General features: G+C 38.2%; 21 protein-coding genes. 3 read left to right on the forward strand and 18 right to left on the reverse strand.

The features are described from left to right. Window positions 1-59: 59 nt before the first annotated feature. The 5 genes from BK582_RS16405 to BK582_RS16425 all read right to left on the reverse strand — a co-directional run bounded on the left by BK582_RS16405 (window position 60) and on the right by BK582_RS16425 (window position 6,884). A complete protein-coding gene (locus BK582_RS16405) occupies window positions 60-986 on the reverse strand; it encodes an AEC family transporter (protein ID WP_338066826.1) in 927 nt (308 codons plus the stop codon). Window positions 987-1,150: 164 nt separating this feature from the next. After that, window positions 1,151-1,861 carry a response regulator gene (locus BK582_RS16410; protein WP_078596074.1) on the reverse strand — a complete coding sequence of 237 codons (711 nt, stop codon included), beginning with the start codon at window positions 1,859-1,861 and terminating at the stop codon, window positions 1,151-1,153. Next, complete coding sequence (locus BK582_RS16415) at window positions 1,842-3,500, reverse strand: ATP-binding protein (protein ID WP_244895409.1); 1,659 nt, start codon at window positions 3,498-3,500, stop codon at window positions 1,842-1,844. The genes BK582_RS16410 and BK582_RS16415 overlap by 20 nt, the downstream gene beginning before the upstream one ends. A 182-nt stretch (window positions 3,501-3,682) precedes the next feature. Further along, window positions 3,683-5,476 (reverse strand): endo-1,4-beta-xylanase, encoded by a 1,794-nt coding sequence (locus BK582_RS16420; protein ID WP_218190735.1) that lies wholly within the window; start codon window positions 5,474-5,476, stop codon window positions 3,683-3,685. Between the two features lie 928 nt (window positions 5,477-6,404). Further along, window positions 6,405-6,884, reverse strand: coding sequence for an SRPBCC domain-containing protein (locus tag BK582_RS16425; protein WP_078596076.1), 480 nt, complete (start codon window positions 6,882-6,884; stop codon window positions 6,405-6,407). 416 nt (window positions 6,885-7,300) lie between these two features. On the opposite strand from BK582_RS16425, the gene BK582_RS16435 reads away from it, so the two are divergent. Then, complete coding sequence (locus BK582_RS16435) at window positions 7,301-8,602, forward strand: hypothetical protein (protein ID WP_139368263.1); 1,302 nt, start codon at window positions 7,301-7,303, stop codon at window positions 8,600-8,602. Window positions 8,603-8,696: 94 nt separating this feature from the next. Here the strand turns inward: BK582_RS16435 and BK582_RS16440 are convergent, their stop codons facing one another. Continuing rightward, window positions 8,697-9,077, reverse strand: a complete 381-nt coding sequence (locus BK582_RS16440; RefSeq protein WP_078596079.1) for a hypothetical protein — start codon at window positions 9,075-9,077, stop codon at window positions 8,697-8,699. A 101-nt stretch (window positions 9,078-9,178) separates the two neighbouring features. Between BK582_RS16440 and BK582_RS16445 the strand changes: the two genes are divergently transcribed. Beyond that, complete coding sequence (locus BK582_RS16445) at window positions 9,179-9,709, forward strand: GNAT family N-acetyltransferase (RefSeq protein ID WP_078596080.1); 531 nt, start codon at window positions 9,179-9,181, stop codon at window positions 9,707-9,709. A gap of 14 nt (window positions 9,710-9,723) precedes the next feature. Here the strand turns inward: BK582_RS16445 and BK582_RS16450 are convergent, their stop codons facing one another. After that, complete coding sequence (locus BK582_RS16450; RefSeq protein ID WP_078596081.1) at window positions 9,724-10,119, reverse strand: hypothetical protein; 396 nt, start codon at window positions 10,117-10,119, stop codon at window positions 9,724-9,726. 184 nt (window positions 10,120-10,303) lie between these two features. Then, on the reverse strand, window positions 10,304-11,623 hold the full coding sequence (locus BK582_RS16455; RefSeq protein ID WP_078596082.1) for an amidohydrolase family protein: 1,320 nt from the start codon (window positions 11,621-11,623) through the stop codon (window positions 10,304-10,306). 99 nt (window positions 11,624-11,722) lie between these two features. Between BK582_RS16455 and BK582_RS16460 the strand changes: the two genes are divergently transcribed. After that, window positions 11,723-12,586 carry a helix-turn-helix domain-containing protein gene (locus BK582_RS16460; RefSeq protein WP_078596083.1) on the forward strand — a complete coding sequence of 288 codons (864 nt, stop codon included), beginning with the start codon at window positions 11,723-11,725 and terminating at the stop codon, window positions 12,584-12,586. A gap of 148 nt (window positions 12,587-12,734) precedes the next feature. Here the strand turns inward: BK582_RS16460 and BK582_RS16465 are convergent, their stop codons facing one another. The 10 genes from BK582_RS16465 to BK582_RS16510 form a co-directional block, all read right to left on the reverse strand. Further along, complete coding sequence (locus BK582_RS16465) at window positions 12,735-13,484, reverse strand: phosphotransferase family protein (protein WP_078596084.1); 750 nt, start codon at window positions 13,482-13,484, stop codon at window positions 12,735-12,737. A 104-nt stretch (window positions 13,485-13,588) separates the two neighbouring features. Next, entirely contained in the window at window positions 13,589-14,062 is a 474-nt protein-coding gene (locus BK582_RS16470) for an 8-oxo-dGTP diphosphatase (RefSeq protein WP_078596085.1), read from the reverse strand. A 32-nt stretch (window positions 14,063-14,094) separates the two neighbouring features. Continuing rightward, entirely contained in the window at window positions 14,095-14,808 is a 714-nt protein-coding gene (locus BK582_RS16475) for a class I SAM-dependent methyltransferase (RefSeq protein WP_078596086.1), read from the reverse strand. A 155-nt stretch (window positions 14,809-14,963) separates the two neighbouring features. Next, window positions 14,964-15,551: a hypothetical protein gene (locus BK582_RS16480; protein ID WP_078596087.1), complete on the reverse strand. Its 588-nt coding sequence runs from the start codon at window positions 15,549-15,551 to the stop codon at window positions 14,964-14,966. A gap of 25 nt (window positions 15,552-15,576) precedes the next feature. Continuing rightward, on the reverse strand, window positions 15,577-15,873 hold the full coding sequence (locus tag BK582_RS16485) for a hypothetical protein (RefSeq protein WP_078596088.1): 297 nt from the start codon (window positions 15,871-15,873) through the stop codon (window positions 15,577-15,579). A gap of 111 nt (window positions 15,874-15,984) precedes the next feature. Continuing rightward, on the reverse strand, window positions 15,985-16,272 hold the full coding sequence (locus BK582_RS16490; RefSeq protein WP_078596089.1) for a hypothetical protein: 288 nt from the start codon (window positions 16,270-16,272) through the stop codon (window positions 15,985-15,987). Between the two features lie 151 nt (window positions 16,273-16,423). Then, complete coding sequence (locus BK582_RS16495) at window positions 16,424-16,978, reverse strand: GNAT family N-acetyltransferase (RefSeq protein ID WP_078596090.1); 555 nt, start codon at window positions 16,976-16,978, stop codon at window positions 16,424-16,426. Between the two features lie 117 nt (window positions 16,979-17,095). Continuing rightward, window positions 17,096-17,878, reverse strand: a complete 783-nt coding sequence (locus BK582_RS16500; RefSeq protein WP_078596091.1) for an MBL fold metallo-hydrolase — start codon at window positions 17,876-17,878, stop codon at window positions 17,096-17,098. A gap of 113 nt (window positions 17,879-17,991) precedes the next feature. Continuing rightward, window positions 17,992-18,546, reverse strand: a complete 555-nt coding sequence (locus BK582_RS16505) for a GNAT family N-acetyltransferase (protein WP_078596092.1) — start codon at window positions 18,544-18,546, stop codon at window positions 17,992-17,994. A gap of 169 nt (window positions 18,547-18,715) precedes the next feature. Next, window positions 18,716-19,294, reverse strand: a complete 579-nt coding sequence (locus tag BK582_RS16510; protein WP_078596093.1) for a hypothetical protein — start codon at window positions 19,292-19,294, stop codon at window positions 18,716-18,718. Window positions 19,295-19,529 lie beyond the last annotated feature (235 nt).

Below are 19,529 nucleotides of genomic sequence, written 5' to 3' on the forward strand. Positions count from 1 at the left end.
GCCCTCATCTTTCTCACAAAAACAGTCCCCTTCACTTTCATCACAAAACCAGCCAAAAATTAAAATAACAACGTAGAAATAAACACCACCACCGTCACTGTCACACTGCTCAACAGTGTAGTCACAAGTACCGTCTGAGCGGCAAGCTCCGGATGGTTGTTAAATTCCAATGCGAGCTGGGCGCTGTTCCGTGACGATGGATAGGCGCTTGCAATAAACAATGCCTGTGCCACTGTTCCTTCCAGCCCGAACAGATAAATAATCCCTAAAGCCGCCAATGGTGAAAAAAGAAGCCTGCCGAGGCAGCTGAAAACTATGATTCTGTTAATCTTTGTAATTTGTATGTATGCCACCTGTGCTCCTAACACCAAAAGAGCCATCGCAATAAAAGCATTCGCCGCATTTTCCAGCGGGTTCCAAAGCGCTGTTGGTATCTCCACCTGAAGTTCCTGTAAAAGGATACCTCCTGCCAATGCATAAAGCATCGGCATTTTCAGTAACATAACCAATGCTTTGGCTCCCTGTGATTTCACTGAAACAGAGTTTAACAGCCCGTATGTAAATGTTACAAGCTGCTGAAACACAGTAACGATAATTTGAATAGTCACCCCTGATGGATTGCTCTGAAAAACAAGCTGGCTCACCGGAAGGCCGTAATTTGCTGAGTTTATTAAAACTACACTGTTTTTAAACACGGAGGCTGAACCTTTGTCCAGCTTAAATGCTTTGGATAAGCCAGCGCTGAAGAGAATTAATGCGAGGCAAAGCACCAGCTGGAAACTGACCACCTCCACCAACAGCTGAGCATCCAGCTCACTCTTATACACGTTCACAAAAGTAATTGCAGGAAGTAAAAAATATGTCAGTATTTTAGACAGCGTTTTCAAATCAAACTGAAATTTCCTGTGAAGAAAGGCACCAAACCCGATAAGTATAAAGACAGGTATAATAACATTAAAAATAATGACGCCAAAAAGCTCCAACATGCTGATCATCCTTTGCCTGGAAAGACATTGTTATCGACTGATTCAGGACTGTATTCCTTTTAATGGGAGTTATCCCTCTTAAAATTAGCACAGTACCGGCAAAGCGATACAGCATAGGAGCATAAAACTTATATTATTCATAAAAATCTTTTTGTCCATATTGTTTACACAAGGGCGTAACGGCGCTCCGGGCGGCCAACGTCACCGTACATCAACTCTGCTTTCACCTGGCCTGCCGCCACTAAATATTCCAGATAACGCCTCGCGGTAGAACGGCTTGCCCCTATTTCGCTGCCAACTTCCACTGCAGTAAAACTTTGATTCCGGTTTTCCAGCATAACATCAACGATTTTTTCCAAGGTGATCCTGTCAATTCCTTTCGGCAGATCACTGACACTTTTTGGTTTATCAGCTACTACTGCTGAAGAAGATAAACCTCGGAAAGAATCAAGCTCCTCCTGAGTCATCTCCTGCTTACTGTTAAACAGCCTCTTTTTTGCCTGTAATGACTCCAGTGTTTTATTCAGACGGTCGAAATCCACTGGTTTAATAATATAATCAAAAATGCCGCCCCGCAGTGTCTGTTCTATTGTTTCTGTTTCTTTTGCCGCGGTAAGCATGATAATATCAATATTTTCGTAGGTTTTGCGGATTTCCCACATCAATTCCAGACCTTCCACATCCGGAATATATACATCAAGCAAAATAAGGTCCGGCAAAACAGGAGATTTCCGTAAATACTCGAGTGCTTCTTTGCCGGTATAAGCTACCTTGGATACATAAAATCCGTCGACTTTTTCCACGAACTGTTTATTAATATCAGCCACACGGAAATCATCTTCTATAATTAATACGTTAAATCGCTTGTCCGCCATGTGTTTCCTCCTCTTCACCTGTTTTTGGAACTGTTACTATAAAACAGGACCCTCCTGACTCACTTGTCTCCAGAGTAAGGCTTCCGTTCAATTCTTGTAACACCTGCTGTACTAGAGAGAGCCCGAATCCACGGTGAGAACCTTTTTTTGTCGTAAAGCCTTTCTGAAAAATCCTGTCCGCATCTTCGTCGGTAATTCCAGGACCGCTGTCTTCAATCTCAAACAGGATTTCTTGCCCTATATCTGTGAAAAATATAGATATTTGCTGATCATTTTCTGATTCTCTTACTGCATCATAAGCGTTTTCCAGTAAATTACCGAGTACAGTCACGAGCCCTTCCCGCTGTCTTTCTGTCAGAGGAGCTAATAGCTCACTGTCCGGATGGATAGTCATTTTTATGCCCAGTTCATGGGCCCGGTTCAGCTTCCCAAGGAGTACCGCACTAACATAGGAATCTTTTACACTATTAATTAAAAAGTGGATCCACTCCTGCTGCTTTTTACTTTCTTTATTGATGAACTCAACCGCTTCTTTCGTTCTTTCCAGCTGCAGGAGGCCTGAGATCGTGTTCAGCTTATTGGAAAACTCATGGGTCTGTACACGGAGTGCTTCTGAATATTGTTTTACTTTTGAGAGTTCTTCGGCAAGCCTCTCAATTTCTGTACGGTTTCGTAAAGAGGAGACGGCCCCTATTAGCTTGTTGTCATAATATATAGGAACCCTGTTAACGATAAATCTTTCGTCGTTTACCCATAATTCCTGGTTATACTGTCCTTCTCCTGTTTCCAGCACTTCCATAATTTTAGTATTAGTAACCAGATCCCTCAAATATTTTCCTTTAACGTTATTCTCCTCAGTGTGTAAAAGCTCCTGGGCATTTTGGTTGCACATCGTGATACGGCCATTCTTGTCAACAGCGATAATGCCTTCATGAATGGACTGAAAAATCGCTTCCCTTTCCTCGAATAGCTGCCCTATTTCATCAGGCTCAAGTCCGAGAATGGATTTTTTCACATGAAGAGAAATCAGGACAGCGCCGATTATTCCAATTAAAATACTAAATAAAATCCAGTACCAAAGTTCAGATACATATGTTCCAATCGTCATTTCAATATCATCTAATAAAAATCCAACTGACACCACACCAATAACAGTACCTTCCTCTGAAAACACCGGAACCTTCCCGCGGATAGAGGGACCTAATGATCCGTCTGCTTCGGAGATATAGGATTCCCCTTCAAGCAGTGCCCTGTCATTATCATCACCGACCATTGTTTCACCAATTCGCTCTTCAAGGGGATGCGAATACCGCACCCCTTCTGTATTACCTACCACAATAAATTCAGAACCGGTTTTTACACGAATCGATTCTGCAATCGGCTGGATAATCTCCGAAGGATTCTCAGTGAAAAATGCATCTCTTATTTCTGGTATTTCAGATACAGACTGGGCTACACTCAAGGCGCGAATCCCGATCTGCTCTGAAACCGTTTCCGAATACTTCCCATTCGAGTATATGCCAAGTACTAACAGCATTAAAATGATCAGCGCGCAAATGAGCACAATCATTTTCGTTACAAGCGGGATACGCAGACCTGTGAGTTTATTTAATAGAGGGAGTTTTTCATTCATGTTCATTGCCTGACCTCTTCCACGTTTAATTCTTCTACTATTCTACTATATTTGTTAGCCAGGTTGCTGAAAATGAATAAATATGGTCTTTAAGGAGGAGTTTCTTCTGGAAATTAATTTTGTAGAAAACAGGCCCCCGGAGAAACCTCCAGAGGCCTGCTTCTTCAATCATTAATTTTGCTGTAAAACTACTTGTTATTAATAAAGAATGTATCTGGAGGCATGATGATATTATCTTCCATACCTGGATGGTTTTTCAGATAATTGAATACTGCTTTCCTGTAGGCACGATTAGATATTTTTGATTCTCCTGACATAATGAAATGCGGCTGGTTGTCAAAGTATGTTTTAGGACCCATTGACCTTGCAACATCACTTATAAAATTACCGCCCTTTCTTCCATTTCTATAAGCAGGCTTCATATCGTTGTAATTAAGAATTGTCTCAGCTACTTTTGGAGCAGGTACTGGTTTTACATAATTATAATCTACACCAAGGTAGCCCTCCGGATCTGATACAGCGTAGAAAGCATCCTTCGGGGAGAAATCACTGTTCCACATGAGCGGATTGTGGCCTCTTCTCCAGCTTTGCTGATCGTTCAGACCCCAGAATGTAACTCGGTCGATACTAGCTGCGTAATCCTTATAGATTCTGAAGTATTCAGCATAAACTTCTGCCTGGATCACTTCAATCTCGGATCCGTTAGTAATACCCCGATTAACCCAGTAATTTCTCTGTTCCTCTGTACCTGCTGAACCGATTATATGCTCAATCCCACGATCTCTTAAATCCATATAACCGGAAAGTGCACCACCAGTTGGCTCTGCGTTCCAAGGATACCATGCGAACAGGTCAAGCTCACTTATGATAAGATCAACTCCAGCATCCAGGAGATTAAGAATCCCGTTTTCCACGCTGGAAGGCGGTGTATCCATAATGTAGTTGTGGGACTGCATACCTGCACCCTCGATTAACTGGCGAGGATCATCTGGGTACTCATTCTTGTAACGCTCGTTAAGTTCTTTAATCATCATCGCGGTAATCTTTGATTTGCCATCTTCGTACATATTAAAGTCATTGTAGAATAACTTGGCGTCAGTATATTTACGGGCTAAAACGAAGGCATCATAGATGTAGTCGCTCGGATGTTCATCTGCTGACATACCGTTGCTGTATGCCTTATACCAGCCGCTCTGGTTTCCTTCACGAAGATAATCTTTCCAATCTGCGCCTTCAGGGATGGTTGGTATTTCATCAATGAATGCTTCGTTGACGACGTCCCAGCTTGTGACTACACCAGGATAGTATGTGTCAAAGTGCTCGACCACTGTCTGGATGTAGTACTCCATGTTTTCTCTGGCCTCAGCTCTTGTATAGTTGCCATTAGTGCCGCCGTTGACCCAGTCTGGAGACTGGCTGTGCCATACGAGTACGTGGCCGTGCACTGTCATGCCATTTTCCTGTGCTTCTCTTACTAACTGATCAGAGACGTGGTTCGACCCCTCGAAGATCCTGAAAGTACCTTCCTGTCCAGCTCCTCCAGTAGAAAGGACGTTGGGTTTCATGTGATTCTCTGCGGTGAGTGAGTTAAAATGGGCAGATGTCAACGCGCCGCGAGTATTGCTCGGATCCAAGTTGCCAGAACCGCTGTAAATGTTTCCGATTTCAAAGAAATCCTCATATGTTTGCCACAATGACTCAGAGCCGTTCCGTATTCTGAGCTCATCAATACGTTTGTTTAAGGCATTGATTGCCTCGTTGATTTCGTCAGGTGCTGCGTTTGAATCGTTAATTAGTTCCTTTACTTTATCGTATTCCATTTTGGCCAGCCGATATGTAGCTGGCGTGTATACGCTTTCATCAAGGGCCTCAAACTCCTCTATGACTGTCTGTGCGGAATCGCCTGTGTCAGCCAGGGCCTGCATCGTAAAAATTCCCGCCAGAAGAGCAGCCGTCAGAAAAATAAACAATAACTTATTCATATTTTTCATGATTTTTTATCCTCTCTTTTTTAGGTTACTATGTGTATTTTTTAACGTAATACTGAATTTTGCTTTTCTGCTATCTCACTTTTAAATTTTCACTATAAGGAGTTTAAAGAGACAAAAAATTGAATCAGAACTGCCTGAAGAGAATTTGAATGAGAGATTCTAACGGAATTGATTAGCTTTTTCAGTTGGGAGTCCTTCTCGCCCGCCAGATTGTTTTACATCAGTCTTATAAATAAAGACTCTGCAAATAAATTTAGCTAATTTAAGTCACATCTAAGTTTATCCAGCGAACAAACAAAGTAGAGAGGATTGTTGACAGCCCAATTCCTCTGAGTCTAAATCTAGGAAGCGGGTCTCTTTAATTATTTTAATCGGTATGTAAGCACAAGGTAAACATGCGAGCTCAAGGTTTTAACTTACCCCTGCCTGCTGCGCTTTCATTTGTACGAGAGTCGTCCACCACTCTATGATGGTAAGCTCTTTCCATTACCGATTCTACACCTTGATTTTATTGAGAATATTATCCCTGACTGAAGCTGCTGGCTATATACTAAACTTGCTAAAAAAATATACCCTCCTTTTCCGATAGATTAATTCCGTAAGTTAATTATATAGAGATAAACACGAAACTAAAATAGTGACTATTAGTAATATTTAGACTAATAACCCTATTCTAGGACATATGCTTATGTACTTTTGTCGAATACTCGATTCCTTTGTATTAGTTATCTCATGTAATTTCTCGAATAATGTCAAAAAATATTTTATTTAAGTTAATTTAGAATGTTAATATTGAAGGCGATTTGTGTACGTATTTATCGAAACAAATATCTTCCGTGTTCACTAAAAATGAATATATAATTCTAATTATAGAAGGATGCACTGCTAATTGCTTATTAACAATCACTCCCATCTATTCTTACTCAGTAAAAATAGCGAGATTTTCCAGGGTTGATCTCAAGCCTTCCTCGTGATCCTCTTTCCTTATTCCTTCAGGTACATTTTCACAAAGAACCGTGACCTGAGTCCCTTCTGGCACGACTTCCAGGCGCCATGTTTGTATCATCTCTCCGGAAAAGGAAGGATCTGCAGATTCAAATTTTACTGTCTGTAAAATGCGTTTGTTAGGAATCAATTCTAAGTATTCACCTTGGATAATATCTGTGTCGTGTGATGACTTTCCATAAGATGCTTGGCCCATATCCCTATATGTAAGGGTCAGTTTATAAGTCCCTCCTGGGCGAGCATCGAATTTTTCAACTGTGCCAGACATTCCTTTTGGCGGAAGCCATGAAATTAATGATGCTGGATTCAGGAATGATTGATATATTGTTTGTGCGGATACAGAGATTTTTCGGGAAGCAGAGTCAATCCTTTTCGGACTTGATAAATCTTTCATGATCCCAATCCTCCTTTTTTCTTTAAAAGGTTTACCTTCATCAAATCGATTTTCATATACGCAAGCACACTTGCTACCAATATGAATGATTTTCCGAGCCTTGTTTCTTCTTTTTATCTTAACACTAATTCCCTGTAATTTAGGAAGGAAATGTAATAAAAATTGAAGGGCCCTCTATCTGCTGGTTAAATAATTTAACCTTCCCTTTTTCTGTTATTGTTCAGTCTAAAAAATATGCCTCGTCCTGCTTCTCTTTGTATAATTTAGATGAGTGACTTCTTTGATTATCTGACAGATCATAAGTATTTCGAAAAAAGGAGGCTAAAAACATTCCACTTTTAAATAAAGTTTTCGTTGCATCTCTAATTGCATTTATTACCATTTATTTTATAGGAACTGCCTGGCAGACCCCTGTTTTGCTGAATTTCTTATCGGCACTTGGCCTGATCATGCTTTTGACAGCTTTTATTCTGCTGCCAAAGCGGACGATTATCCTGCCTCTGATTTTAATTACTGTATCCGTGGCAATCATTTTGTTTTCCGGCTCGCCCCCCGCGATCTTCTGGCTTGGGTTACGGGAAATGAGAGCAATTATCCCGCTAATAATAATAATCAGTCTCGTCAGCTGGATTCTTACACACCGGCCATACATTAAAGCTCTTCTGAAGGTTGGTAAAAACCAAGTCTCCACTCCGGTACGCTTTTTTGCCGTTACAGCAGGTCTGTCCCATATTATTTCTTCTTTTATGGCAGTTGGAGGTATCCCGTTCGTCTATCAAATATTTCAGGGGGAGAAAAAACCAGCCATTTCGCAAAACGCTTGGGATTTTACATTGAGCACTGCTATCATGCGGGGGTTCACGTTAACGGTATTATGGACAGCCGTCCACCCTGCTTTCGCTTATGTAATTGCCGGCACGAGCGCTCCTCTTCTAACGACAATGCTCAAAGGCATGGGGCTTGCTTTTATCGGGTTTATTATCGGTATTCTAATTTATCTCCTTCAGAAGAAACAGATGAAATTACCTGCTGATATAACTCCAAACCTGGGGAGTGCTGGCTCGGATGAAAATACTGAAGGGCTTGCCACCCGGTTTCTGTTCTGGGTTTCTCTGCTTATGGGAGGCATTATCCTAACGACCCAGTGGCTCAATATGGATATTCTCCTGGCTGTTCCGGTAGTTATCATTCTTGTAACTACTGTTTATTTCCTTAGCCATCGTGCAATGCGTCAGTATAAAACACGGTGGCAGCAGCTGATTACTGAAGGACTTGAGACAAGAAAGAGAGAAATGTTTTTAATTTTATCTGCAGGTATCCTCGTTGGTACATTAAAGGAAACCGGCTTTGGAGAAGTACTGTTTAATTATTTTCTCACAGCAGCAGAGTTATTAAATATTAATATTCTCATCGGCTTAACGTTTGTGGTTATCCTGCTGGGACTGGCAGGCTTCCCGCCTATACCGGCGATGGTGTTACTGTCTGGTATTTTAGTTAACATTCCAGGGGAACTTCCTGCAGAACTGATTGCCTTATCTCTCTTACTCGGTGTTGCTGTAACGCTTGTTATTGCCCCTGTAACCGTGCCACTCCTTCTCATCAGCGGGCTGAACGGAAGAAGCATGGCACAAAACGGTTTTCGCTGGAACAAAACTTTCGGAATCTCGCTGCTTCTCGCGGGGCTCCTTTATATACAATTCCTCTATTGGATTGGCTGAAGATAGTGAAGGCGAATAGTTCAAGGCATAGAAAAATGGTTCAGTTCCTGCTGAACCATTTCTTCTTACACTCTGTCCGTCAAATAAGTCGCAATTAGTCAATCGGAAGTTCGAGTTTTACCCCAAATATTCTGTCAAACTCCCAATACTGCCCTTCTATGCCGAGGTCCACAACCTCACTATAATATCCTATCTCATATAAAACAGTTTCCTTGTTCTTGAACAAAAGATTATAGTCAGGCATCGGAAAATCTATATTTTCCGTAGAATGAGTATTGGCAGAATCAAGCTCTCTTACAAGTTTATCAATAATCCCCTGATCCTCAATTACAGACCACAGTTCTTCACTGTCCCATTTATAGACCTCAATACTAGTAACTTCTTGGCTAAGGTCCAGGTTATTGTTCAGGCACCCTGCTAAAGGGAGCAGAAGAAATAGAAATATAAACACAAACTTTGAGTTGGTTTTCCCCACCTTATTTTCCCCTTTCATTACTGGCTGAATTTGATAAATAAACCTAAATGTAATTTTATGCTAATATTAATAATAGTAGAATACTAAGGGAGGGTAAGTAAATGCTTTTTCAAAAAGGAAGCTTAATGGTCCGTGAAGTGGAAGATAAAGATAAGCACCATCTCGTAAAGTGGCTTTCCGATCCTGCCGTGCTGGAATACTATGAAGGCAGGGACAAGCCCTTTAATCTTGAGAAAGTTAACGAAGATTTTTACGAGCCAGGCGATGAAAAAGGAAAATGCATCATTGAATATGAAGGCAAGAAGATTGGATATATCCAATTCTATCAGCTGGATAAAGAAACGAAGGACATTTATGGCTACACTGGCGAAGACATCTATGGAATCGACCAGTTTATCGGAGAAACCGCATACTGGAATAAAGGCATTGGAACATTGCTTATTACTTCTATGGTTCAGTTTCTGATTGAAAAGAAAAATGCGGACAAGGTAGTGATGGATCCGCAGACATGGAACAATCGAGCGATCAGATGCTATGAAAAATGCGGATTTAAGAAAGTGAAATTACTTCCAAAACATGAATGGCACGAAGGTGAGTACAGGGATTGCTGGCTCATTGAGTATACTAAATAGATATAAGTAGAATCCTAACGCTTTTTTCTTATTAAAAGTATTGGCACGGAAACTAATGGGATTAGTAGTAGTAATAACAAGCCCGTTATTGCCCCTGATCCCCCTTTTTGAAATTCAGCTTCTAACTGTACCGTATTGGATGGCTTATTTCCTTCCCCAAGCTCTACTAAGTCTTCTAGTGCATTATTAATTTCAGCATTTCTTCCGCAATTGATTACTTTTAACATACCATTATCGTCGTATGGATAAAGCAAATACTCTTTTTCCTCTTCAAATTCGAATTCACAACTGGTCCATTCTGTATACACAATGACTTGGGAATCCTCATTACCTTTCCAATTCTCAGAAACGGATATTAAAGCTGCCTCGTACCTTTCCCCATCAATCGTTTCTTCTTTTAATTCAATCACTTTCCCTTTAAAAACAGCATCCGCTCTTTCTAACGCTTCCGCTGCATTGTCAGGCTCGTCACAATCGCAAGCTGAAGTTGCAGGAGGGTGAAAACATACAATTACCCCTAAAAGAGTAAGACATGATAGAAATATAAACAGGTTTTTTTTATTTATTATTGGTTCCCCCTTCTAAAGCCATAAGTTAAGATTCTATACTAAATTTCTCTTCAAACTTCATATATTCCTTCTCCAAGTACTCTTTACTTGGGATTGTTCTTAAAATGGCTTGCTGGTCGTATATTTTTCCGCCCTTTATTACTTTGAAAATCTCTTTTGTATTTTCAATATTGTCCAGCGGGTTTTTCTCTAAGATAACGATGTCCGCTTTGTAATCTGTCTTAATTAACCCGACTTGTTTTAAAGCAATTGACTCAGCTGCTTTATTCGTTGCAGCCTGAAGTGCTTCCATCTCGGTTAATCCTATTTCCACAAATAATTCCAGTTCCCGATGCAGACCCATCCCTGGGTATGTCCATACACCTGCGGGGCAGTCTGTGCCTGTTACGACAGTTCCCCCTAAATCATGGTAAGTTTTTGCGATTCGTTTCGTAACATTATTTAAAAATCCTAAATGTTTTTTAAACATTTCTTCATTCTCAGCTAAGTTTTTCCAATGCTCATTTAAGGCCCCCGACTGATTTAATAATCCACACGATTGTGTTACCACATTTTCAGGATCCCAGGAATTTGGTAAAAGCTGAATTTGATCAAACACTATTAATGTAGGACAAAGCTTCACATTACAGGCTTTCAGCTCTTTGCAAACTTCATCAATCTTATCCTGGCTTACGTTCTCCCAGTCAATATCAAATCCATCTGCCTGCATGTGCCAGCCTTGATACATTGCCTGTACAATTCCGGAAGCGTGTTCAAACCAAGTGACGCCTAGTTCAGCCGCTTCTAATGCGTCAACTGTTGAATGAATCAGATCACAACTTACTTCCAGGTTATACTTTTTTGCCTCCTCTGCAACTGACTTCATGACTGTTTTTGATAACAATCCATACACCTTTATAAATTGTGCGCCTTCGCTAACTTGCCTTCTCACTTCTTCTTTAGCTTCTTCAGGATCTTCAGTTACGAAATTAGCAATACTTGTTGGTCCCCAAAGTCCAGGAGGCCCGTCAATCATGCGGTCAGCAGAGTACACACGAGGAGTTGGTGCATCGTTGTCAGCATGGATTAAGTTCTCAAGTTCAATAACATTCCCAGCTGTATTTCTGACTGTAGTTACACCTGAAGCTGTAAAGTGCGGGGCGAATCCTTCTTTGATATGGCAGTGCATATCAATTAAACCGGGAATAGCAAACCTGCCTTTCATATCATAAACTTCATCGTATTTCTTACTCACTTCACCATGGAATATTTGTGTTATTCGCTCTCCTTGAATTTCAATGGACCCATCGAATACTTTCTCTGATTCCACATCGATAATCGATAAGTTTTTTAGTAGATAACTCATGATACTTCCTCCTTAGCCTTGTGTTAATTCCATCATAAGGTACAATGATTTTAATTAAATAAAAATCTCATATAGTGGAATTTTTAAAAAGGAGAACGTATGGAACAGTATGGGCCGACTTTGAGAAAAATTAGAAAACAAAAAGGATTATCGATGAAAGAATTAGCCAAAGACTCTCTCTCTGTTTCTTTCCTGTCAAAATTTGAAAGAGGAGAGTCGGATATCTCCCTCACTTCAATGAATCAGTTACTTACACGATTGAACGTATCTTTTGATGAGTTTTTATTCATCCATAATGATTATTCGAATCAGGCAATCGATTTATTTTTCACGCGTGTCCATCATGCCTACCTGGAACAGGACACAGTAAAGCTGGAACAATTAGGAGCGAATGAAAAAGACCAAAATCACCTGATTTTACTTGAACTTTATGTGAATATATTAAAAAACGAAGACAGTAATGATCTGCAGCTTAATTTAGAACCATTATATGATTACCTCTTCTCCGTCGAAGTGTGGGGGTATTACGAATTGAAGCTGTATAACTCTACGATGTTATTAATGAATCCTGAAATGGTATTGAATTTATCCCACACCGCTTTTAAAAAAGGTAAGCGATACCATTCATTCAGAGATTATAAAAACGTGATGGCAAGTATTTTTCTGAGTACGATCATTTATTTAATAGGCCCTGTAAATAAAGGCGATGAAATGGTCACAAAATATGAAGCAGATATCCTAAAGTTATTTTCATATATCGAGGATCTTAAGCTGGAAGAACATGAAACTCACCTAAGGATACATGTAAGATATATCAAGGGGATTTACATGATAAAAAAGGGACAAGTTGAAGAAGGTACAGAACTCGTTAACCACATGATATCTATATTAAGAGAGCTTCAATGTGAAAATAATGCTGCCGACTTTGAACGCTATTTAGGGTTAATATTGAAAGGAAAATAATGATATAGCATAGTATTTGATTGAATAAGAAAGAAGCTCAAACATGCATAGAATAAGGCATATCTGGGCTTCTCTGAAAATATAAAGTTATTTCACTACTTAGCTTGTTTGTTTAAGTGAAATTTCACACAGAATTGAGATATTAAAATCAGCCGTATTGATTTACTATCCTTAAAAGCCGTTCAGAATTCTCCGTTGAAACATTTTCGGCTAATCTGGCACCAGCAATGACTGGAGCCCAATGCAAAATGTTGGTCCTTAATATACCGCTCTTGTCACAATAAAGTTGCAGGTACATATCAGCTAACTCAATGGAAACCTGGGAATATAACAGATAGGTCCGATATACATCAGCATGATGGTCTCCTGCACTAGAATCTACCCAATCTATCACTACCACCTGGTTATCTGTCTTAATCAGATTAAATAAATGAAAATCTCCATGACAAAGCCTGTTTCCGTAAGTAAATGATTCCAGTTTTTTTAACAAAACAGACTTTTGCTTTCCAGTTAATTTTCCGGCATTCTCAATCTGACGGGATAATTTATTAAACATTGGTTCGATTGCTTCTCGATCTGGACGAATGCTATGAATTTTCAGTTGCATATCGACCGAAATATTTAAGTAATATTCCGCTTGTTCCTTATCTTTTAAAAATAAATCACCTAGTGTTTCTCCCTTAACGTACTCCATTACTATCGCTTGTTTTCCATTTATCTTAGTAACATCTAAAATTCCAGGTACAGGAAGTCCACACGAATATGCATATTTTTGCTTGTTTGCTTCATTTATGGCTTCCCCAGGAGGCAAAAAGTCGTTAAAAACTTTCACTATTTTGTTGTCGGAAAGGTAAATTTTTGCAGTATTACCTTTTGCGATTGGATCATCTAAATCCATTGGGCTCTCTCCCTGCATTTTAAATTATTCAGTCTGTATGTTTACATAAAAATGGTGGTATATCCTAATTGAGACAACATCCATGATAGTTATAACACATTTGTTTATGTACTCCTGATAGTAATTTTGCCTTCTTTATTTTCTTCATGATTCCATTCAACCTGTATTTCAAATGTGCCGTCTTCAAAGAATAGTGGCAATCTTCTTCTGATAGATTCCTGCATTGGCAGGTTATATGCTTCGTTAATATTTACCCATACTGCTTTTCCTTCCGGAGGATTTTCAAGTAGTTCTCCTGAGAAATCTTTTGTAATGTAATTAAAAATCATATATCTATCCTTAGCAACTGGATTTACATATTCATAAAGAGCTTTATATTTAAGGTTGCTTACTTCTAATCCTGTTTCTTCTTTAACTTCTCTGATTGCACATTCTGTAATACTTTCTGGAAAATTCACTTTCCCGCCAGGTGGAATGTATCCCTTGAAATTATCATGCTGTCTATCCAGCAATAATATTTTATCTTTATGTTGAACCATGCATACAGTCCAAATCTTAAATGTTATATCTTTACTCATATACACTACCCTCCCTGCCTCTCCTGTTTCATTTACAACTTTTTTGCCATAGCCTTTACTATAAGGAAATGAGGTCTTGTCATGAGGTAGAAATAAGCCTCTTCTTTAATAACTTTCATCTTTTCCTGAGGTTTGGGTTCAATCAGTTTATCAAGATGGAAAAATTGGGTGGTTTCATTTATGATGCAGTGCATTGGCCTTCTGTAAAAGCTGACATCTATAGTGATATCAGGTTTTTTCCAGGTTTCTGTTAATAATTGAGTCTTAAAATAATCTTTGCAATCAAATCTTGTGAAATCCATAAATGGGTGATGAACCGAGAATAACAACATACCGCCTGCTTTTAAAATGCGGCTGAATTCCTGAAATGTGGAAGTCCAATCCTTTATATAATGAAGCGTAAGGGAACTTACAATGATATCAAAGGAATCGTCTTCAAACGGAAGTGGTTCCTGAAGGTCGTGACAAAGAAATGTTACTTCCGCCCCGTAATGTTGCTGCGCTGCTTCTACCATTTCAGGGCTTAGATCTATACCAGTAACTGTCGCTCCTCGATCCGATAATTGGGAAGAATACCATCCGGCTGAACAACCAGCGTCAAGCACCTTTTTCCCATTTAATTGAGAGGGCAAAGCCGCCATCATGGCCGGGCGCTCATAAAAAGCGTTATATGGGTTTGCTTCATCAACATTGTTCTTATATGTAGAGGCTAACTTATTATAGATGTCTCTCGTATTTCTACTCATTTAATTCCTCCATCAGAATCTGGATATTAACACTAGTTTTATTAAAAATTGATTTGCTTCCATGATACTTGTCAGTTACTGGACTATATAGCACGCCAGCCTGCAGGATAAAGAAGATTTACAATTTGTAATGTAACCCTGCAGCCAACAAAAGCTTAATCCTCCCAGTAAAAAATTGCGTCCATTATTAAATAATGTTCAGGTTTACGATAGAGTGTTGGTATTTTCGTTTGAAATGGTAAAGGCTGGTTTAGTTGTTCCCCATCTAATAACTCATAACCAAACTCTTTAAGCAATCGCTCCAGTTGTTCTGCAATACCTTGAAGATGTTCACTTAAAACCAACTGATGAGGGTATTCAAGAGAACTATGTACCCCACGTACTACTTCGTTCGTTTCAACACGAATTGTTTGATATCTGTTGTCTTCCCCCATGATTGTTACAGGTGCATGACGACAAATATTTATAATGATTCCATTTGTCTTAGTCTCTTTAATCCCGTACTTTTCTTTAACAATTGAAACATCCTCTTTACGATAGCAAAAAAACTCAACAAAAGAAGCATATCCACTGCCAAAATGATCCCATTCCGCTTCACATACCAGAGCAGGAATACGCTTTATTCTGTAAAACAAACGTTTGATATGTTCCAAAATCTTTTGTTCATTCTTTGTATCATAAGGATACTTGCTTCCAACAATTTTTCCGTCAATTAATTCTTTTAATTGTTCATTAGAAAACATAACTGGCACACCTCATTTCCAGAAACTATCTAACCAATACGTCAGCCCTGCTTACCTTATTCCTGCCTCCCTTAGTGAATACACCTATCCGTGGTACAAAAGCAAAACTTACTGTAACTACAAAGCTAAAAAAGTATAAATTTTTATACAGCCTTTTTTCTTCTCCAAACAAATAAAACCCTATTCCTCCAACCACTAATGAAACGATTAGAGCTGGCACAAAAAAAGCAGGTGCATCGATGTTATACGTCCCTATAGAAAAGAAACCCAGTAATAGAAAAACACCCATTATATACAAAATTTTAAGTTTACCTCTTTCCATGCTTACCTCCCCTGAATTGTATTTTCCTTAAAACTGCTTTTATACAAAAAGCTGCCGACCATAATAGCCATGTTAAAGCATGCCCTATCATTCATTTGAAACCCCTGACATTTATATAAAAGCAAACATTATATATACACAAACTATTATTGGGAAATTAATAAAAAGCCAATTTAACCATTGTAAAAATCTCACTAAGGAACCATGGTTTTGTCTGCCAAATTTTCTAATGTAGAAGAATGAAATTAAAGCAAGAATAGGTGTTAGAAATCCTAAAATTCCGTAATTTGGCTCTGTGGCGTCTACTAATTCTGCAATCAAGAAAGTAATGAGGACGAGGTTAGAAAAAAACAATACAAATGGAATCCATAATTTAAATTCTTTTGATTTGTCAGCCAAAAAAACCCTCCTCGTTCATTGAAAATTAGGACTTCCATTACTATTTTAATTTTAACATTTATTTCCTTTTATGAGGTCAAAAAAGAACGATCTTTATTAAAGAATCGCTTGCCATCAGAGTAAGTACATCTGTTCACAATATAATTTCCTGCTACTTCGTAAAAAGTGCCATTGAGATGAGATCATAATATTTATTCGCTTCAACTTTTATTGCTTTTACTTTCCGGCCTTCTTCAACAAAGCCAAATTTTTTGTATAAAGAGATTGCCTCTGTATTTTCGGCAAACACTTCAAGACATACTTTTTCAATAACATGGTTTTCTTTTGCCCAGGCTAACAATACTGTTAGCATTGCTTTTCCAATCCCTTGTTTTCTGTATTTATCTGTAACACTCATTCCAAATGAACCTTGATGTTGTATTCGCTCTTTATGGCCATTATGGAAGTCTAAAAATCCAATAATATTACTCTGATATTCTGCTATTATTGCTAGCTTCCCTTCACCATCATACGTCTGTTTTAAAAATTGTTTCTCCTGTTCACAGGTTATGTTGAATTCAGCTTCTGTTGTAAGTAAATAAGGTGCTTCGCTAATGATTTTTCGACTATAGCTCAAAACCTTCTCAGCATCTTCGGGTAATGCTGTTCTTATAGTAAAAGAATCGCCGCTTTTTTTGATAAAGGACCTGGGTTCAATGAATCCCATAAAAATCCAACCTCCCCTTTTGTGAAACAAGAAAAGCGACGGCTTCCTCGGCTATCGCTTCCCCGCTTCAATAAATAAGTACGGTAAATTGTTGTTACCAACTAATCTGTACGTGCCTTAAAACTGTACACTAAAACCGTTGAATTTATGTATTCCTGTACCGAACTTAGTAAGCTGGTGTTCCCTCAAATACTTCACTGCAATTTTTACTTCTTCTAAAATACCCGGTTCAAGCCCTAAAGTATTATGCGAACCATAAACCATTGAAACATTAGGAATATCAGAAATTTTTTCCAATGAATTTACTAAGTCCACAGGGTTTGTTGAAGGGTAAAATGCATACACAGGTGTTTCATCGTATAGTAAATCACCTGTAAACAAGTATCCGTTTGTTGCATCAAAAACGGATATATGTCCAGGAGAATGTCCAGGGGTGTGATAGATTACTAATGTCCTGTTCCCCAGATCAAAGTTATCCCCATCACTTAATAAACCTGTCGGTTCCCCTTGAAATGGCTGATATGTATCGGGATTAAATGTTTTTGGAACAGGTAATGTTATATCTCGGCTAATATCTTTTCTGATTTGTTCAATGGATAAGCCTTTAATTCCGTTAACTAACCAATCTTTATCCCCTTCATGAACATATATTTTTTCAAACTCTCCGTGACTCCCTATATGATCTGTGTGTACATGCGTGGTAATTACTTCAATCGGTAAGTCAGTCAATTGGTCTGTGATTCTTTTTATATTGTCAATTCCAAGTCCTGTATCAATTAATACTGCTTTGTTTTTACCCAATAATAAAAATGAATGCACCTTTTCCCAATGTCCATATTCACTAATTGCATATGTATCAGCATCAATTTTTTGCACTGTAAACCATAAGTCTTTAATCATCCGACTACCTCCAAAATTAATTGTTCCTTTATTAATCCTTCAACAACCAAGCAGCAACTGCTAATACGACAATTCCCTTGCCTCATAAATCACGTTAACTTAAGAGAATACCATCACAAATGATTATTACTTTTTATATAATCCTCTTTTAAAATGCCCATGTTAATTATGTCATGCCATTGACCATGTCTGTATAAACTCTCCCGAATTACTCCTTCTTTAACAAATCCAAGTTTAGTGTATATATGTACTGCTTTCTCATTAAGCGAAAAAACTCTGAGGGATAAACGGTGCAGATTCAACTCTAAGAAGGCATAATCTATTAATAACTTAAATGCTTCAGTACCATAGCCTTTTCCCCAGTATTCTTTCTCGCCAATATCAATAATACACTCAGCATTTCTGTTTTTAGTATCGATATTTATGAGGGAAGTGACACCTATTGGCACTTTTTCCTCTTTTAATTCGATTATATAGCTTCTAGAAGAACTCGCATTTAATATGACGTTTGTAACAAAGTTCCTTGTCTCATCCAGAGAATAGACATCCAGTACTGGGCTTGTAGTTTCCATAACCTCCAGATCATTTCTCCACTGATGATACTTTTCAATATCTTCGTTTTCCATTTTTCGTAATCTGATATTTTTTGAATTTAACAAATCAATCATCCTCTATAATTTTTCGGAAATATGTATCTCCGACTATTAGGTTACACTCCAAATTAGCGATATTAACTAGTAGATAGGTCTGTAAGAATTAAGTGCCAACTTTATGAAATTAATTAAATTCTTATGTGATTTTCGTTAATTACATTTATCTGAGCTTTAAGGAATGAAATTAATGTAAGTTTATTTCTTTAATCTTCCACTCATCCTCTTTCACCATAACAAATTCATAAACTTCATTAACTTCTTCAGATGTATTGTAGGTAAGCTGTAAATTATCTTTTTTAATGGTGTATTCTTTGAGGTCAAGAACAAGATCAGGTATCCAATTGAATTTCTGGGGACCAAAAACAAAAGCACAAGGACAATCTTCTGCATTTTTCCGAATAACTTGTACTGGATGAAGGATTGACTCACTTGCTTCTTCAAAGGTTTCTGCCTGTTTATAAGATTCGACTGTTTCTATCGCTGTGGTGAAATCATAATGTTTACTCTCTTTTAATGCTTCTACCTCTCCCTCTAATTGGGATAATACTTCTGTTAATTGCTGCTTTTCGCTTTTTAATTCCTCAACTTTATTATCGGATGCTTCTATACTTTCTTCTAAATGAGAGATTTCAGTGAGCAAATTTTCGTTTTCATTTTCCAGGTTGTTCAATTCAACAGCTTCTGCATCAAGCTCTCTAAAAGCAATAAGCGTTACAGCAATCAGCAGAATTATAATACCAAAACTGATATAATTTCGTTTCATTTAATCTCCTCCTTCAATAATGCCAGTGACAGATCTTTTGCTAATACTCTCTGGATTGGAATATTATTTATCTTCTTTGTTTAACTTCTCAAGTAGTTCAATAATTCTCTTATTTTGCTTTGAATGTTCTTTAAGATACCCAATAACTGTACCAATGCCTATAAGAATAAGTAATAAAAATATCCACATATTGACTCTCCCTCTTTCGCATATAGTTACACGATTTATAAAGTAT

The sequence above is a fragment of the Evansella clarkii genome, from assembly GCF_002019695.1.
In the GTDB taxonomy this organism is placed as follows: domain Bacteria; phylum Bacillota; class Bacilli; order Bacillales; family Salisediminibacteriaceae; genus Evansella; species Evansella clarkii.

Coding starts and splice junctions, on each gene's coding strand:
- BK582_RS16485 (WP_078596088.1), bottom strand. CDS start 15,873: ATGGAAAGAGGTAAACTTAAAATTTTGTATATAATGGGTGTTTTTCTA.
- BK582_RS16510 (WP_078596093.1), bottom strand. CDS start 19,294: ATGAAACGAAATTATATCAGTTTTGGTATTATAATTCTGCTGATTGCT.
- BK582_RS16505 (WP_078596092.1), bottom strand. CDS start 18,546: ATGATTGATTTGTTAAATTCAAAAAATATCAGATTACGAAAAATGGAA.
- BK582_RS16470 (WP_078596085.1), bottom strand. CDS start 14,062: ATGAGTAAAGATATAACATTTAAGATTTGGACTGTATGCATGGTTCAA.
- BK582_RS16460 (WP_078596083.1), top strand. CDS start 11,723: ATGGAACAGTATGGGCCGACTTTGAGAAAAATTAGAAAACAAAAAGGA.
- BK582_RS16495 (WP_078596090.1), bottom strand. CDS start 16,978: ATGGGATTCATTGAACCCAGGTCCTTTATCAAAAAAAGCGGCGATTCT.
- BK582_RS16500 (WP_078596091.1), bottom strand. CDS start 17,878: ATGATTAAAGACTTATGGTTTACAGTGCAAAAAATTGATGCTGATACA.
- BK582_RS16415 (WP_244895409.1), bottom strand. CDS start 3,500: ATGAACATGAATGAAAAACTCCCTCTATTAAATAAACTCACAGGTCTG.
- BK582_RS16425 (WP_078596076.1), bottom strand. CDS start 6,884: ATGAAAGATTTATCAAGTCCGAAAAGGATTGACTCTGCTTCCCGAAAA.
- BK582_RS16455 (WP_078596082.1), bottom strand. CDS start 11,623: ATGAGTTATCTACTAAAAAACTTATCGATTATCGATGTGGAATCAGAG.
- BK582_RS16405 (WP_338066826.1), bottom strand. CDS start 986: ATGTTGGAGCTTTTTGGCGTCATTATTTTTAATGTTATTATACCTGTC.
- BK582_RS16410 (WP_078596074.1), bottom strand. CDS start 1,861: ATGGCGGACAAGCGATTTAACGTATTAATTATAGAAGATGATTTCCGT.
- BK582_RS16475 (WP_078596086.1), bottom strand. CDS start 14,808: ATGAGTAGAAATACGAGAGACATCTATAATAAGTTAGCCTCTACATAT.
- BK582_RS16465 (WP_078596084.1), bottom strand. CDS start 13,484: ATGGATTTAGATGATCCAATCGCAAAAGGTAATACTGCAAAAATTTAC.
- BK582_RS16420 (WP_218190735.1), bottom strand. CDS start 5,476: ATGAATAAGTTATTGTTTATTTTTCTGACGGCTGCTCTTCTGGCGGGA.
- BK582_RS16445 (WP_078596080.1), top strand. CDS start 9,179: ATGCTTTTTCAAAAAGGAAGCTTAATGGTCCGTGAAGTGGAAGATAAA.
- BK582_RS16480 (WP_078596087.1), bottom strand. CDS start 15,551: ATGTTTTCTAATGAACAATTAAAAGAATTAATTGACGGAAAAATTGTT.